We start from the raw sequence: 15,798 nt of genomic DNA on the forward strand, positions 1-15,798 counted from the left end.
TAAGGTTTTTATGCAATCTCAAACGTCTATTTTATTAAACAAAGCTAATTTACCGTCGTTGCCGGCAGGTATTCAGCGCCCAGCCTACGATGTGGAGAATGTTCAAACAGGTATCGTTCACATTGGGGTAGGCGGCTTTCATCGTGCACATGAAGCTATGTACGTAGACAGGCTGATGGCAAAAACCGGCGATTTGTCTTGGGGCATTTGTGGCGTGGGTCTTCGCGAGAACGACCGCGCAATGAAAAAAGTGTTCGATGAGCAAGATAACCTGTACACCTTAGTTGAAAAACATAATGACGGCTCACGCGTTGCGTCAGTTATAGGTGCAATGACAGGGTTTATGATGGCAACGGATAACCCTCAAGCTGTCATTGATAAAATGTCTGAGCCTGAAGTGCGCATTGTTTCTTTAACTATCACAGAAGGTGGTTATAACTTTGATGCGTCTACAGGGGAGTTTATTACCACTAACCCAGACGTTATTCATGACATTGAAAACCCCAAAAATCCAAAACTAGTGTTTGGTTATTTGGTTGCTGCTATTAAAAAGCGTAAAGAAAACAATGTTCAGCCATTTACTGTTATGTCGTGCGACAACATTCAGCACAACGGTCATGTGCTGAAAAAAATGTTGCTAGCTTACATCGAACTATTCGACCAAGCGTTAGCCCAATGGGTTAACGAGAATGTTAGCTTCCCTAACTCTATGGTGGACAGAATTACGCCTGCGACGACAAACGAAGATATTGTTTCGTTAAAAGCGCAGGGTATTGAAGATAGCTGGCCGGTAGTATGTGAGCCTTTCGATCAGTGGGTTATTGAAGATGATTTTTGCAACACTAAGCCACAGTTTGACCAAGTGGGCGCACAGTTCGTTAGCGATGTAGCCCCTTATGAAAAGTTGAAGCTACGCATGCTAAACGCCGGGCATTCAGTACTAGGACTAGTGGGTTCAGTTGCCGGTCTTGATACTATCCATGAAAGTGTAGAAGCTGCGCAGTTAAAGCAGCTATTGTCTATCTTTATGGAAAAAGAGGTGATGCCAACCCTAGACCAGGTTGAAGGCATTGATGTATTTGATTATCGCGACACGTTAATCTCTCGCTTTTCAAATCCGTTTATCAAGGATACCTTGGCACGTATTTGCTTAGAAAGTTCAGCCAAACTGCCAGTATTCTTGTTGCCTACGGTACGCGACAACTTAGTAGCTGGTCGCGATGTAAGTATTAGTGCCTTCGTCGTTGCGTGTTGGTCGTATTATTCTGATAAACACGCGTCTCAAGACGGAAAGCCGCTAGAAATCAACGATGTATTGTCTGATACACTTCATCAAGCTGCCCAGCAAAACGACACGGACAGGTTAAGCTTCTTGAAGGTAGAAGAAGTGTTTGGTGAGCTTGCCCAGCAAGAAAAATTTGCTGATGTATATAAGGCATTCCTTGAGCGAATTTATCAAAATGAGCCTGTACTTTCGATAAGCGAAGCAATTTCTGAAGAAAAGCTAGCGGTGGCTAAGGCCAGTTAGGTATTAGTTACTCGTAAATAAACAAAAGGAGAGTAAATATTAACTCTCCTTTTTTTAATCTTAAAAAGAAAAAAGCGACCCGGAGGTCGCTTCTTAAAGTGCAGATTTCTCTGCAACCATGTTGAACTGGTTCACATGGCGTGAAATTGTCTTACAGTCGCTCTTGAAGCACCGCTGCGATTGGGCTGTCTTGCAAGCCGTTCTCCGCAACCCAAGCTTGTAAGGTTTTGCCGTCTGCTTCGGGGGCTTTTAAGTCGCTTTTCGGCATCTTTTTAACCAACAACTCTCCGGCTTCCACAGCGTTATTAAGCATCGCAGTACGGATAAGGCTGTTACCACTGCAGCTAACACCCGAATAGTAATCTTTTAGTTTCATTCGATAGTCAGACTGAACGGCGCGCATCTTCTTTCTTAATTCGCCTTTATCGTCCGCCTGCACAATGGTGCATATATTTGCTAATGCCTCGCTAACGTCAGCGTGTGCTACTGATGACACACCGAAAGTACCAGCGATAACAAGAGAAGCTTTAACTATTTTCAACATGGCTAATTCCTCAAGTAAATTTAATAGTTGTTTTCGTTGGGATGATTAAACGATAAAGCTGAATTAAGAAAAATACATTAGCTAATACTTTGGTATATATCTTTATATCAAAAGGGGGCGAAAGCTTTATTTGATAATCCTAGGCGAGCTTTAACTGCTAACACAAAAAACCTCAGGTAGTCGTTAACAAAAATACGGACAGTTTCATGGGACTCATTTTATAGTGCATTTGATATGTTATACTGTAACAAATTGCTTTTGGTTATTTGCCTTTAATGAAGTGTAAACAGGGAATAATATTCGTCGCTATTAGATTGAGGATAGAATGGATCAACGATTTCAAAACTTGCTTGCTATAGCTCAGGATAAATGTGAGGGAGACGGGCTGCGCTTAACACAGAAGCGCAAACAGGTACTTAATATATTAATTGAAGCGTCGTCTCCACTGTCGGCCTATGAAATAAAAGATTTGTATGCAAAGCGGCATGACGAAAATATCAAACCAATGACTATTTACCGAGCGCTTGAATTCCTGTCAGAGGCAAACTTAGTTCACAAACTTAATCTCAACAATAAGTATATAGGATGTGCTCGTGCTAAATGCTGTGAACACCACGGGTATTCGCAGTTTTTAATTTGCGTTCGCTGTGGCGCAGTTGAAGAGTCTATTGTAGACCCTGTTGTTTATGAACATCTTGTCCAGCAAGCGCAAGCGTTGCAATGCGAGATTATAACGCCTCACCTAGAAGTCGCGTGTATTTGCGCACGTTGCCAATAATCCCCAATTTTAATTGTTTTATACGAAGGGACTTATGAAGATCATAATCAATAACGCTTCAACCACACCCCATCTGTTGGGGCGAAATGGCCACGACCTTATCACTATTTCACTCGCTATCGAAAAGGGCAAAATTTTCCAGATTTCAGAATGTCCATTACCCGCGCCACAAGGAACTTCTACCGAAAAAAATTCTGAAAAGGTAATAGATGCAACTGGTTTATTCCTCTCCCCAGGTTTGCTTGACCCCCAAGTACACTTTAGAGAACCAGGCATGGAGTACAAAGAAGATATTGCCTCCGGAAGCCGCGCAGCAGTAAAAGGCGGCTTTACTTCGGTAGTATCAATGCCAAATACAACGCCAACCGCTGATAATGAAGATACGGTAGCCTTTATGGTAGAAAAAGCCAGCACGACGGGGCTGTGTAAAGTTTATCCGACAGGGGCGCTCTCAAAGGGGTTAGAAGGGAAAGAGATAACAGATTTTGAAACTCTCCAGGCTGCAGGCGCCGTTGCCATTACTGACGATGGTAAAGGCGTTCAAAATAATAGCTTGTTTAAGCAGGCACTTATCAACGCCAAAGCGCTTGGGATGCCAGTACTCGATCATAGCGAAGATGAAAGCTTATCAAACGGCGGCGCTATCCACGAAGGAGACGTATCTAGAAAACATAATGTAAAGGGAATTAAGGCATCCTCAGAGTCGGTACATGTGAAGCGGGGATGTGAATACAGTCTAGAAACAGGTGGGCATTATCACGTTTTACACGTTTCTACCGCTGACTCAATAGAGGCTATTAGACAGGCAAAAGTACAAGGGGCTAATGTAACTGTAGAGGTTTCACCCCATCACTTATTGCTTTGCGATGAAGATATACCCATTAAGGCCGATGGTACGCTTGACGCGAATTGGAAAATGAACCCGCCCCTTCGTTCTAAACACGATATGCTTGCGTGTCGAGAAGCGTTATCAGAAGGGATAATAGATGCTATTGCAACTGACCACGCTCCTCACGCGCCGCATGAAAAAGCTTTGCCTATTGAGAAAGCGCCCTTTGGTATTATAGGGTTGGAGACCGCATTTGCGCTTATCTACACACATTTTGTCAAAACAGGAAAGCTTAATTTAAATACTGCTGTTGATCTTATGAGTAAGCAAGCTGGTGCGATATTTAATATTAAATGCGGACGAATTGAAGAAGGCGCAGGTGCAGACTTAGCGCTATTTGATTTAAATACGCCGTTTACAGTAACGCCTTCATTTTTTGCTTCAAAGTCACAAAACTCGCCCTTTATCAACGAAACCTTGTATGGCGAAACATACTATACGCTGGTAAACGGAGAGGTAAAATATACAAGGCGTTAAGCCACGTCTGTTGAGCGGATGATTAGCCGGCTTGTACACAGGCGGCTAATTCATCATCCCAGTCAGTATTAACGTTAGCAGCAATAATTTCAATTTTACTTTCAGCACACTCACTTAGCTCACTTTCAACTAAGTCGCCGTCTGCAAGGTTATAGCTAAATATGCCTGTGCTTGTGATCATTACCGCTTTTAAGCGTTCTACTTCTAGCTTATTTATCCAGGCTAATAGCGCATCTCTATCGAATTCTATGGAGGGGGAAAAGCGCCATCCCACAGCTTTAAAACCTTCCCCTTCATTTTCGATTTTTAAAAAGCCTGAATCGGGAAAAGGTCGTTCGTTAATTGAAGGTGTAGGCTCGCTATTGTGGTGATGGTGGGCATGTGCATTCATTTCTACAAGCGCATCCGATTTTCCCTGTAATACAGTAAAAGGTATTTCTCCATGTTCGCATAGTACGATAGGCGTGTTTTGCTTGCCTCTATTAACCGAATAGTCCGTTAAGTTTTCTGCTTCGTTTAGCCCGTAAAGATCGCATTTATTTCCTACAATGACATCGGCAATATCAATTTGCTGATTAAACGTGGCATGCGTGGTATAGCGAGGATCGGTTAGCTTTCTTGCATCAACTAACGTGATAGTACGTTGAATATCCAGCACGTCTTGATAGTGTTCAGCGCTTAAGGTTTGCATAACTTCTACAGGGTGTCCTAACCCAGTAGGTTCAATCAGTAAACGGTCGGGTTTAGACTGGGCGAGCAATTGATTTAATGCTATTTGCATAGGTAAGCCTGCAGCGCAGCACATGCAGCCGCCGGGCACCTCTTTAATAAATACTTTCTGCGCATTTTCTGAGATGGAAGTAGGCTTTCCAGTTTGCATACCTTGCACAAGTGCACCATCAATACCTATCTCGCCAAACTCGTTGATTAGAATGGCCCAACGCTCGTTTGAAGGTTTTTGCTTTAACAAGTGTAGTAGAGCGGATGTTTTTCCCACACCTAGAAAGCCCGTGATGATGTTGGTAGGTACTGCTTTAATCATATTTATGGTTGCTCTTACTATACGATGCGTTATTGAAATATAGCGCTATAGGCTATCACACCAATAGGCATAGCCCTATAATACGAATTGGATATGTTATATTATAACATTTGCAGGCCGTGCATGGCCAGTTTGACATGTTGTTTCGTCATTGATTTACCCGTTTTAACAAGGAAATTAAGGTAGTGACTCTCCCCGCCCTAAAATCTGATTCAAATTTAGCTATTCAGTACCGCGCATTCATTGAAAACCTAAGAGCGAGTGAATTTACCGGGGATATTGAAACTAGCTATAGTGCCCGCGTAGCGCAAGCCACTGACAATTCCGTTTATTATAAGCTGCCCCAAGCCGTAATTTACCCTACAAGTAACGAAGACTGTCAGCTTATCGGGCAATTAGCGGCTAAGTATCCTGACGTGTCTTTTACTCCTCGGGGCGGAGGCACAGGTACCAACGGACAAAGCCTCACCGATGGTATTGTGGTAGATATTCGTCGCTATCTAAATAAAGTGATTGAGCTAAATGTGGAAGACGGCTGGGTGAGAGTACAAACAGGGATAGTTAAGGACTCCCTTAACGATGTTTTACGCCCCCATGGCCTATTTTTTTCACCAGACCTTTCTACTAGCAACCGAGCCACATTAGGCGGAATGATAAGTACTGATGCATCAGGGCAGGGGTCGCTTGTGTACGGTAAGACAAGCGACCACGTTATTGCACTTAAAGCAGTGCTAGTTAACGGTGAGGTCATTGAAACAACCAAAATATCCACAGAAATGGCAAAGCGAAAAGCCAATGAAAATACTGCGGAAGGTGCTATCTACAAACAAGCGATAGATACCTGCGTAAATTATAAGGACGAGGTGGAGCGTACTTTTCCGAAACTAAATCGCTTTTTAACAGGGTATGACTTAGCGCACGTATACGATGGTCACCACATCGATATAGGAAGGTTGATTACAGGCGCTGAGGGGTCTTTGGCGTTTGTCACTGAAGCCGTATTAACACTAGATAAAATATCGCCGGTTAAGGCACTGATAAATATTTCCTACCGCTCATTCGATGCCGCGCTGAGGCATGCTCCGCAATTGGTTGAGGCGAACGCGACGAGTGTGGAAACGATTGATAGTACAGTACTTAACTTTGCCAAAACGGACATAATTTGGCACGACATACAACACTTGATCACAGACGTTCCCGACGAAGAGCTACTTGGTCTAAATCTAGTGGAATATAACGCCAGCTCGATAGAGGTAATGAAGGGCCACATTGATAGCCTTGAAGCCGCTATTGAAGATGCAATAAAACAAGGTGAAGGGAATATTTCAGGTTACAGAATTACTTATGACAAGGCTGATATTCAACGTATTTACGCAATGCGCAAAAAGGCAGTGGGTTTATTAGGTAAGGTTAAAGGTGAACAGAAACCTATCGCTTTTGCTGAAGATACCGCTGTGCCCCCCGAGCATTTAGCTGATTTTATTGCTGAGTTTCGCGCGTTGCTCGACAGTCACAACCTTAACTATGGCATGTTTGGACACGTTGATGCTGGCGTTCTTCATGTAAGGCCTGCCCTTGATTTAGCCGACCCCGAGCAAGAGACGCTTATGCATAATCTTTCAGATAAGGTGGTAAAGCTTGTATCTAAATATGGCGGGCTAATGTGGGGGGAGCACGGCAAAGGCTTTCGTAGCGAGTATGGTCCCGAGTTTTTCGGTGAAACGCTGTTTAATGAAATGCGCAAAATAAAAGCGGCGTTCGACCCTTATAACCAAATGAACCCTGGAAAAATTTGTACGCCGTTGGGCAGTAAAGATAAGTTAGTTTCCGTTAAAGCGGTCAAAAGGGCGAGTATCGAGCGGATTATTCCTGTAACGGTTAAACGCGACCTTGCGCCAGCTTTCGAATGCAATGGAAATGGTCTTTGCTTTAACTACGAACCAGCGTCCCCCATGTGCCCTTCGAGTAAAGTAACGTCAGACCGACGTCACACGCCAAAGGGCAGGGCGAGTATGTTAAGGGAGTGGGCGCGACTGCTATCGTTAAGCGGACAAATAGACGACAAGAATGGTGGTGGATTATCCTACAAACAATTTAAAAGTAACGTTTTCTCTCGTTTTAAGAACACGGTATTGACTAAGGGTGCTGATTTTTCTCATGAAGTTAAAGCCGTGATGGACGGCTGTTTATCGTGTAAGTCCTGCACTCACCAGTGCCCTGTAAATATTGATGTTCCTCACTTCAAATCCATCTTTTTATCTATTTACTACCAGCGTTATATGCGCCCGCTAAAGGATTTACTGGTGGCAAATGTAGAAACGCTTGCGCCCTTAACTGCTAAAGTGCCTAGTCTTTACAACAGGTTACTTCAACACAAGTGGGTAACATGGTTTTTAAAGAAGAAAGTGGGGTATGTAGATACTCCGCTGTTGTCCTACCCAACGCTCGTTGACAGAGTAAAATCAATTGTAGGTACAGGGGATATCGAACAACTAGAACGCCTTGATAACAGTGAGCGGGAAAAATATGTTGCTGTAGTACAAGACCCTTTTACCAGTTTTTATGACGCTAAAAGTGTAGAAAGTCTAATAAAGGTTATTAGTAAAATGGGCCTTAAGCCATTACTTGTGCCCTTTACTCCAAACGGTAAGCCCGCCCATGTAAAAGGCTTTCTAGACAAATTTGAAAAACAAGCATTAGGTACGGCAAAGCGGCTAAATAAAATACATGAGTTAGGTATTACTATGGTTGGAGCCGACGCATCGTTAGTGTTGTGCTATCGCGACGAGTACCAAAAATTCTTAAAAGATAAGCGCGGAAAGTTTTTCGTTCATACCATTGATGAATGGTTGATAGATGCGTTGCCAAAAAGTTTAAACGCAGATATTAACGGTAGTAACGGGTGTGATAAGAATTTCTCTCTGCTTGCCCACTGCAGCGAGAAAACCGCCATGCCGGATACCACAGCGCGTTGGCAACGCATATTTCAGCATCTAAGTGTGAACCTTACTCACAAGCCTGTTGGCTGCTGCGGTATGGCAGGAACCTATGGCCACGAAGCATCACATTTAGAAAGCTCTAAAGCACTTTATACGCTAAGCTGGGCTCCTGTTTTCGCTAGTGCGCAAAAGGAAACACTTAATGAAGTGCTTGTGACTGGATTTTCCTGCCGCAGCCAAGTAGCGCGCTTTGAAGGAAGTAAGCCACGACACCCTATAGAAGTGGTAAACGAAATAATCTAACATCAAAACGCCCCGCGGACACTTCAGGCTGCAGGGCGCTTTTTGCGTATCAAAAGAGTTTAGAATCAATGAGGCTTGAAGTTACTTGCCACTTCCATAATTTGCTCACGCATCCACATATGTGCATAGTCGTGGTCTGCACTAACGTGCCAATACAAGTAGTATTCTACCGGTGGCAGGTCAAAAGGAAGTTCGTAAATAGCTAAATCATAGTGCTTCGCCAAATGAAACGGTAAGCAGGCGATTAGATCAGTTTTTACGATAGTACTAGGCACGGTCAAGAAGTGCTGCCCACGCATAACCTCTTTTCTTCGTTTGCCCATCTTGTCGAGAGCAACATCAATAGGACCCGCACCAGATTTGCGCTGAGATACGTTAATATGCCCCAAACGCAAAAATGTATCTAAATCCAAACCGTTTTTAAGAGCAGGGTGGTTTTTGCGAGCAAGTACCACAAATCGGTCTTGCGCTATTTTCTCTTTACACAGATGCGGATCAGTAAACGTAGATGCATCGGCGAAGAAATCTAGCGTACCTGCCGCCATTGCTGAAACTACTTGGCTTCGAGGAATCTCATAATTCGTTAGGGCGATATTAGGCGCTAAATTCTGTAAACGAGACACTAGGCGAGGCATGATACTGGCCTCTAACAAATCTCGACTGGCAAAGTTAAAAGACTTCTCGGCAGTGAGTGGGTCAAACGTGTGGCTTTCCTGGACGCTCTTGCGTAACAATGCAAGCGCCTGCCGGGCTGGCACGATAATGTTCTGTGCTACGGGTGTAGGGGTCATACTGTGACCTGTGCGCACGAAAAGTGGGTCGTTCAACATTTCTCTTAATCTGGCTAACGAGTTACTAACCGCTGGTTGGGTGATACACAAGACATCAGCTGCCTTGGTTAAACTACCAGCCGTATAAATAGCGTCGAATACGGCAAACAGGTTTAAATCAATTCTATTGAGATTCATAACTAGTCCTTTACGGGCGACTACCCTAATAAAAAAGCCAAAAAATGAAGAACCACTGCTGTTTTCACAGCGAAAAACGAGCAACTATAGAGACTGTTGCTACATAGCATCTACGAATAATTTACGTTAGTGTAACAAGAATATTTATAAATACCTATTATTAAAAGTTAATTGAAACATTCAACTGAATAATAGTAGTTTCGTCGTTAATAAACGGAGATTGGACTTAGATATGAAGACGCTTTTAGATTTATCGGTTGGGGATGTGCTTGAACAAGCTGATTTTTTAACTGTAACTCAAGACATGATTAATCAATTTGCTGATGCCACTGGCGATCATCAGTGGATTCATCTAGACACAACTCGCTGTGAAAAAGAGAGTCCATTTAAAACAACCATTGCACACGGTTTTTTAAGTGCCAGTCTTATGCCCAAAGCTTTTGGTGAGGTACTTGCTCCAAGTGACAACATTGCCTCAATGATAAACTATGGCATAGATAAACTTCGATTCCTTGAACCGGTCAAATGCAATGACGCGTTAAAGTACCAATTTAAACTTGTTGATGTAAGCGATAAGCCTCAAGGTAAGCTTTTTAAGGTAGAGGCTAGCTGCATTTTGAAGTCGAGCGGGAACCCAGCACTAGTAGGAAGCTTTTTAATGTTGGCGGTCATTAAACCACAATAGTAACTGAACTATGGCGTAGGTTTACATAAGCTTGATTTTACACAGTCTGCGCTCGTATACGGCGTTCAGTTAACAAACCAAAGTTTGTTTATTACGAATAAAGGTCAGATGGAAAAAAGGTCAGAAAAGGCAACCCCTTATCTGACCTTATCAACTAGCACAACTATCGTCTTAATTTGACGCTTCTTGTGCACCTTCTTCAACTGCTTCGCCTGCACTTTGAATATCTTCACCAGCGCCTTCGATAGTCGCGCAACCGCCCAAGCTTCCAATACTCGCTGCAAAAATAAGTGCTAAAAACGTATGTTTACGTGTTGTTGAATTTAACATTTCCATTTTGTTTCTCCTTAGGTTTTACTCATCATCGGCTTGACTTGAATTATCAGCCGCTTTTTCGTCACCGTTTGTTTGTGACGATGAATTATTATCAGATGAACTCCTCTCATCGCGCTGCTTGAGCATAGCATTGAGCTTATCGCCACCTTTTGCATTAAAATCTAATGTTCTGATAGGGAACGGGATTAGAATGTCGTTGTCTTCTAGCACGGTCTTGACTGTGTTAATGGCGTCGTGACGCACAACCATGAACCCAGGTTCTCCGGGATAGCGGATCCAAAACCACAGTAGTAAATTGATACTCGAGTCGCCGAATGATTCTGCATAAACGGCGGTCTCGTCCTTTTTAATTACATAGTCTTTATCGTTCATCGCATCGGTGATAACTTGCGCGGCTTTTTCAATATCGTCAGCGTATGAAATGCCAACCGGAACCTCTATCCTCCGGTAGCCTAGATAGGAGTAGTTGGTCAAGATATTGCGAAATAGGATCTTGTTTGGGATAACTTCAAGTTGGCCATAAAAGGTTTCAACAAGCGTATTGCGTAGGTTTATTTCTTTGACGTTTCCAAAGACCCCTTCAGCCTCAATCACATCACCAATATCGAAAGGCTTTCTGATGCCCATTGCTACACCGGCAATGAAGTTTTCCGTCATATCTTGAAACGCAAAACCAATGGCTAGGCCAACGATACCCGCACCAGCAAGAAGAGATGTTACCGTGCCTTTTAGGCCGACAAAATCTAGGGCGATAAATATACCGGCAACAAGAACTAGGGCTTTAATAATAGACGTAAGAAGACCGGCTATCTGATGAGACTCAAAGGTCCGTCGCATCAACTTGCCTGCAACATTTCCTACCATTTTAGCGATAAGACCAAAAACAATCGCAATGACAAATGCAACAACAATGTTTGGTAGTAAGGTGATTGCGCCTTCCATCCAGCCTTCAAGCTTTTCACTTAGAAGCTTGTATACTTCATCTATCTTGGGGAACTCCATAGACTCCATTACCTTTTTCGATTGATGCCACAAAAAGGTTCAAAAATTGTTCCGCTTTCAGATTTTTGGTAAAGATCTGATTTTAAAGTATTTAATAAATTTTCTGGTTTTCCCTTTAAAACCCTGTAGTGAATAAATTACGCAGTTAGAGCAAGTTCTTCTCACTATATTTCAATCCCCGCTGTCACGTGATTTTTTCTTGTTAGCCTTAAGTATATCTGGTCTGACCATGTGTAAAATTAATGTAAACATATTATTCACAATAAATTTACAAAGCTAAAATTCGGGCATAGTATCAGTGATGTAGGTCAACATTCTGTAGACCTCTAACAATAACAAACACGAAATCGAACAGCCTGTTGCTAGCGGAAAGTGTGGGTAGTAGTGCCGGTAGTGATAAGCCCAGATTTGGAATCACACTATGAAATTTAAAACGCGTAAGACAGCAGTAGCCGCAATGGTCGGCACTGCGTTATTTTGCTCTCCTTATATCGCATCAGCCCAAGAATCTGACGTTGAATCCGAGCAAGAAGCTAAGAAAGACGTAGAACTAATCCTTGTTACCGGAAGCTTTGTTCGCAGAAGCGAAAACTTTGAATCTCCATCACCGCTCGCTGTTGTTGACAGTGTTGCAATAGACGCCATTGGTGCCAAAAATATCGCGGATATCACTCAGACGTTAACCATCAACACTGGTGCAGAGAACAACCCAGACGCTTTCACCCAAAATGCCACCGCAGGCACCTCTAACATCAACCTTCGCGGTTTAGGTGTAGCATCTACTTTGGTACTGCTTAATAACAAGCGCCAAGTTGTTACCGCTCAGCCTACAAACGAAGGGCTCAACTTTGTAGACACAAGCTCGCTTGTACCTATGATTGCCATTGACAGAATGGAAGTAGTTAAAGATGGCGCATCTGCTTTGTATGGTTCAGATGCCGTTGCAGGTGTGGTTAACTTTATTACTAAGCGTAACTATGACGGTGCCATGGTGACTGCTGACTACCAAGACGGTGCACACGGCGACAATAAAGAATATATTTTGCAAGGTTTGTGGGGGGCAACAGGCGATAACGGGAGCGTATTAGCGGCAATTAGTTACACAAATCGTTCACCCCTGTTTTTAAGCGACCGACGCTTAAGCCGACCACAAGATGATACAAGTGCATTGGGTAATCCTGGCTCTTTCTTTTTAAATATTCCTGGTGCAGGCCCTCTACCTATTATTGACCCTTACGGATGTGAAGAATTTGGCGGCGCACCAAACCTGCTTGCGCCTAGTGGCACCATCCCGGGGTTAGAGGTTGGTTTTTGTGGTTTTGACTTTGGTAAGTTCTATTCTTATGTAGCTGATGAGAGCAGAACTAACGCCTACGTTCGCGCTGACTATGTATTTGATAATGATATTACGTGGACAGCTGAATTCAGTACTGCTAGAAACCGTGCTGAACGGGGCGGGGCACCGAGCTTCCCTATATTAACGTCGCCTATCGTTCCAGATTATCACCCGCAAAACCCATTTGGTCAGCCAGTGGCGTTTTTTGGGCGTGCTGAAGGTAATGGTTTTCCTGGTGATTCAGCCAATACCGAATCGGATACCTTGCGCTTCAGTACTAGCTTGCAGGGCGTAACAGATACTGGTTTCTGGGAGGTCAGCTACACCCGTGCAGTGAACGATTTTGTATTTAGAGTACCCGATGTGCTCAATACCGAGTTTCAACTTGCATTATACGGGCTAGGTGGCTCAAATTGTGACCCAATTGCTGGCTCGCCGGGAGTGGGTGACTGTGAATTCTTCAATCCGTTTGCGAGTTCATATACGAGTGCTCCGAATTCTGACTATGTAGTGAGTTCATTTACCGGAACAGAGGTTATTGATTCGAAAGCAGATCTTGAAGTATTCGAAGCGTTTACCTCGTTTGATGTGTTCGAAATGGGCGGCGGCTTTGCAGCATTAGCGCTAGGCGTCCAATACCGTGAAAATCAGCTTAGCCAAGACTACGATGACTTGGCTAATCAGGACAGCTTTACCTTTGTAATCGGCAACCCCGATATTGACGGTAGTCAAGACGTATGGGCAGCCTTTGGTGAGCTTGCGTTGCCTATTAATGACGAATTAGATGTGCAATTAGCAGTGCGTTATGAAGATTACGGCGGCTCTATTGGCAGCACAGTCGACCCTAAACTGGCTATATCATGGCGCGCCACTGATGAGTTTTCATTACGGGGTTCAATATCCACGTCGTTCAGAGCGCCAACGGTATTCTTAGCGCAGGGGGGCGCTACATCGTTGCAGCAGCTTATCGACCCCGTGCAAGGTGCAACTGCTTTCGTGGCAGTTAGAACATCAGGTAATGAAGATTTAAAACCAGAAGAGTCGACTGCTTACAATATTGGTTTCTCTTATGAGCCTTTCAGAGACCTTTCTGTTGAGGTTGATTATTGGAACTTTGAGTTCGAAGACCTGATCATTCAGGAAAATGCGCAAGCTGTGCTAAATGAAGATCCGACCAATACAGAGAGAGTAATTCGCGCGGGTGACCCGCTAACAGGGCCTGTACTTCAAGTAAATAACACCTACGTTAATGCAAGCTCGCTAGAAACGTCAGGTCTCGATTTCGTTACAAGTTATAAAATTGAAACGGATTTTGGTAACTTTACGCCAACGTTAAATGCAACTTACATTACTAAATACGATTTGATGGACCCTCAGGCTGGTAACATTGATGGCGCTGGACGTCGTAATTTCAATAACATAGGTGTGTCTTCACCTGAGTTGCGTGCTAACTTAGGTTTAGCATGGCAAAGCGATATTCATGCTGCCAATATCTTTCTACGTTATATTTCGTCTTATGATGACGATCAAAACTGTGCAGACGGGACGGCTAACGTAGGTGGTTGCTCAAATGGCTTTTATGAAGTTGATAGCCACCTAACGGTTGATGCCCAATACAATATTGATTTGGGCGGGTTGTACGATACCGAGCAAAGCTATGTATTAACTTTAGGTGCCATTAACTTGTTCGATGAAGAGCCGCCTCAATTATTTACCAACAGCGGTTTTGACTCTAAGGTTCATGATCCAAGAGGGCGCCAAATTTATGCTCGCTTAGCAATTGAGTTTTAATTAATAAAATAACACAGTGAAAACCTGCCTTTATTGTTAATAGTTAAAGGCAGGTTTTTTTGTAAACCATTGTCTCCACTACGCCCTCCCTTTTTCGTCTACGATATTTTCCATTTATAAACCGATTGATTACATTATGACGCACCTACGGCATAGGGTTACCTATGAACAACGTGAAGCGAAGGAGAGAAGAATGGCGACTAAGCTGTCAGAGAAAGAAATCACTGCAAAGTTAGATGCGTTGAACGAACTGGTATCAGATGACACACCTTGGGAACAAAGTGGAGATACAATTAAAAAGACGTTCAAGTTTAAAAGTTTTATACGTGCATTTGGGTGGATGTCGCAAATCGCGATTTGGGCGGAAAAACTAAAACATCACCCCGAATGGTTCAACGTATATAACAAAGTGGAAGTGACATTGACTACTCATGATGCTGATGGACTAACGGAACTCGATTTTTCACTTGCAGAAAAAATGGAAAAATTTAGATAGTTAGGGTAGTCAGCTGGTTAAAATGGGCTTGTTTCGGCGGCGATTTGTATTAACTTTGCACATGTTGGTTAATTAAACCGCTAACAGTCAGAAAAATGAAATATTTCTCGGCTTGGCTCTTGTGTTGAATAAGTCTCTATGTATAATACGCCCCACGTTGAAGCGAGGCATGAAACGCAGCGGTTACAACGTTAATTTTCTGGCGCGGGATGGAGCAGTCTGGTAGCTCGTCGGGCTCATAACCCGAAGGTCGTAGGTTCAAATCCTGCTCCCGCAACCACAGAAAATGACCAGAATTTCAAAGCACTGCAAATGCAGGCTTTACCGTACAGTCGCGGGATGGAGCAGTCTGGTAGCTCGTCGGGCTCATAACCCGAAGGTCGTAGGTTCAAATCCTGCTCCCGCAACCAAATTTGTAAAATCAGAACTAAATAATATTGCGTAAGCAATAATTACCGTACAGTCGCGGGATGGAGCAGTCTGGTAGCTCGTCGGGCTCATAACCCGAAGGTCGTAGGTTCAAATCCTGCTCCCGCAACCACTTTAAGAACCCAGCTTTTGCTGGGTTTTTTCTTTTCTGATTGCGCAATCCGTAAATATCTTCTCGATTTAACTAGCGGACATTAAGGTCGTTTTTAAGAAATAATTGCCGCACATGCTAGTCTAGTATGCTAAGTTAAACTC

Annotated in this window: 12 protein-coding genes and 3 tRNA genes; 10 read left to right on the forward strand and 5 right to left on the reverse strand. The window is 43.4% G+C overall.

Translation table 11 applies throughout. From position 1 onward, the window contains the following. The first annotated feature begins 10 nt into the window (after positions 1–10). Positions 11–1,528 carry a mannitol dehydrogenase family protein gene (locus tag PCAR9_RS08435; RefSeq protein ID WP_179983211.1) on the forward strand — a complete coding sequence of 506 codons (1,518 nt, stop codon included), beginning with the start codon at positions 11–13 and terminating at the stop codon, positions 1,526–1,528. Between the two features lie 151 nt (positions 1,529–1,679). Here PCAR9_RS08435 and PCAR9_RS08440 read toward each other — a convergent pair whose 3' ends face one another. Further along, on the reverse strand, positions 1,680–2,072 hold the full coding sequence (locus tag PCAR9_RS08440; protein ID WP_179983212.1) for a DUF3718 domain-containing protein: 393 nt from the start codon (positions 2,070–2,072) through the stop codon (positions 1,680–1,682). 325 nt (positions 2,073–2,397) lie between these two features. Between PCAR9_RS08440 and PCAR9_RS08445 the strand changes: the two genes are divergently transcribed. Further along, positions 2,398–2,850, forward strand: coding sequence for a Fur family transcriptional regulator (locus PCAR9_RS08445; protein ID WP_179983213.1), 453 nt, complete (start codon positions 2,398–2,400; stop codon positions 2,848–2,850). A gap of 34 nt (positions 2,851–2,884) precedes the next feature. Beyond that, positions 2,885–4,216 (forward strand): dihydroorotase, encoded by a 1,332-nt coding sequence (locus PCAR9_RS08450; RefSeq protein ID WP_179983214.1) that lies wholly within the window; start codon positions 2,885–2,887, stop codon positions 4,214–4,216. A 22-nt stretch (positions 4,217–4,238) separates the two neighbouring features. Here PCAR9_RS08450 and PCAR9_RS08455 read toward each other — a convergent pair whose 3' ends face one another. After that, entirely contained in the window at positions 4,239–5,258 is a 1,020-nt protein-coding gene (locus PCAR9_RS08455) for a CobW family GTP-binding protein (RefSeq protein WP_179983215.1), read from the reverse strand. A 185-nt stretch (positions 5,259–5,443) separates the two neighbouring features. On the opposite strand from PCAR9_RS08455, the gene ydiJ reads away from it, so the two are divergent. Beyond that, complete coding sequence (ydiJ, locus tag PCAR9_RS08460; RefSeq protein WP_179983216.1) at positions 5,444–8,500, forward strand: D-2-hydroxyglutarate dehydrogenase YdiJ; 3,057 nt, start codon at positions 5,444–5,446, stop codon at positions 8,498–8,500. A gap of 65 nt (positions 8,501–8,565) precedes the next feature. Here the strand turns inward: ydiJ and PCAR9_RS08465 are convergent, their stop codons facing one another. After that, entirely contained in the window at positions 8,566–9,468 is a 903-nt protein-coding gene (locus PCAR9_RS08465; protein ID WP_179983217.1) for a LysR family transcriptional regulator, read from the reverse strand. A gap of 232 nt (positions 9,469–9,700) precedes the next feature. On the opposite strand from PCAR9_RS08465, the gene PCAR9_RS08470 reads away from it, so the two are divergent. Continuing rightward, the gene (locus PCAR9_RS08470; RefSeq protein WP_179983218.1) at positions 9,701–10,153 is read left to right on the forward strand and encodes a MaoC family dehydratase; all 453 of its coding nucleotides are present in this window, start codon (positions 9,701–9,703) and stop codon (positions 10,151–10,153) included. Positions 10,154–10,324: 171 nt separating this feature from the next. On the opposite strand, the gene PCAR9_RS08475 is transcribed toward PCAR9_RS08470, so the two are convergent. After that, complete coding sequence (locus tag PCAR9_RS08475) at positions 10,325–10,489, reverse strand: entericidin A/B family lipoprotein (RefSeq protein ID WP_081765829.1); 165 nt, start codon at positions 10,487–10,489, stop codon at positions 10,325–10,327. A gap of 18 nt (positions 10,490–10,507) precedes the next feature. After that, on the reverse strand, positions 10,508–11,491 hold the full coding sequence (locus tag PCAR9_RS08480) for a mechanosensitive ion channel family protein (RefSeq protein WP_179983219.1): 984 nt from the start codon (positions 11,489–11,491) through the stop codon (positions 10,508–10,510). A 421-nt stretch (positions 11,492–11,912) separates the two neighbouring features. Between PCAR9_RS08480 and PCAR9_RS08485 the strand changes: the two genes are divergently transcribed. From PCAR9_RS08485 to PCAR9_RS08505, 5 genes are all read left to right on the forward strand, one after another. Next, positions 11,913–14,618: a TonB-dependent receptor gene (locus PCAR9_RS08485; protein WP_179983220.1), complete on the forward strand. Its 2,706-nt coding sequence runs from the start codon at positions 11,913–11,915 to the stop codon at positions 14,616–14,618. A gap of 193 nt (positions 14,619–14,811) precedes the next feature. After that, the gene (locus tag PCAR9_RS08490; protein ID WP_179983221.1) at positions 14,812–15,114 is read left to right on the forward strand and encodes a 4a-hydroxytetrahydrobiopterin dehydratase; all 303 of its coding nucleotides are present in this window, start codon (positions 14,812–14,814) and stop codon (positions 15,112–15,114) included. 203 nt (positions 15,115–15,317) lie between these two features. Then, a tRNA-Met gene (locus PCAR9_RS08495) sits at positions 15,318–15,394 on the forward strand. A gap of 53 nt (positions 15,395–15,447) precedes the next feature. Further along, a tRNA-Met gene (locus PCAR9_RS08500) sits at positions 15,448–15,524 on the forward strand. Positions 15,525–15,578: 54 nt separating this feature from the next. Then, positions 15,579–15,655, forward strand: a tRNA-Met gene (locus tag PCAR9_RS08505). Positions 15,656–15,798: the final 143 nt, after the last annotated feature.

The sequence above is a fragment of the Alteromonas macleodii genome (assembly GCF_903772925.1).
Taxonomy (GTDB): domain Bacteria; phylum Pseudomonadota; class Gammaproteobacteria; order Enterobacterales; family Alteromonadaceae; genus Alteromonas; species Alteromonas macleodii_A.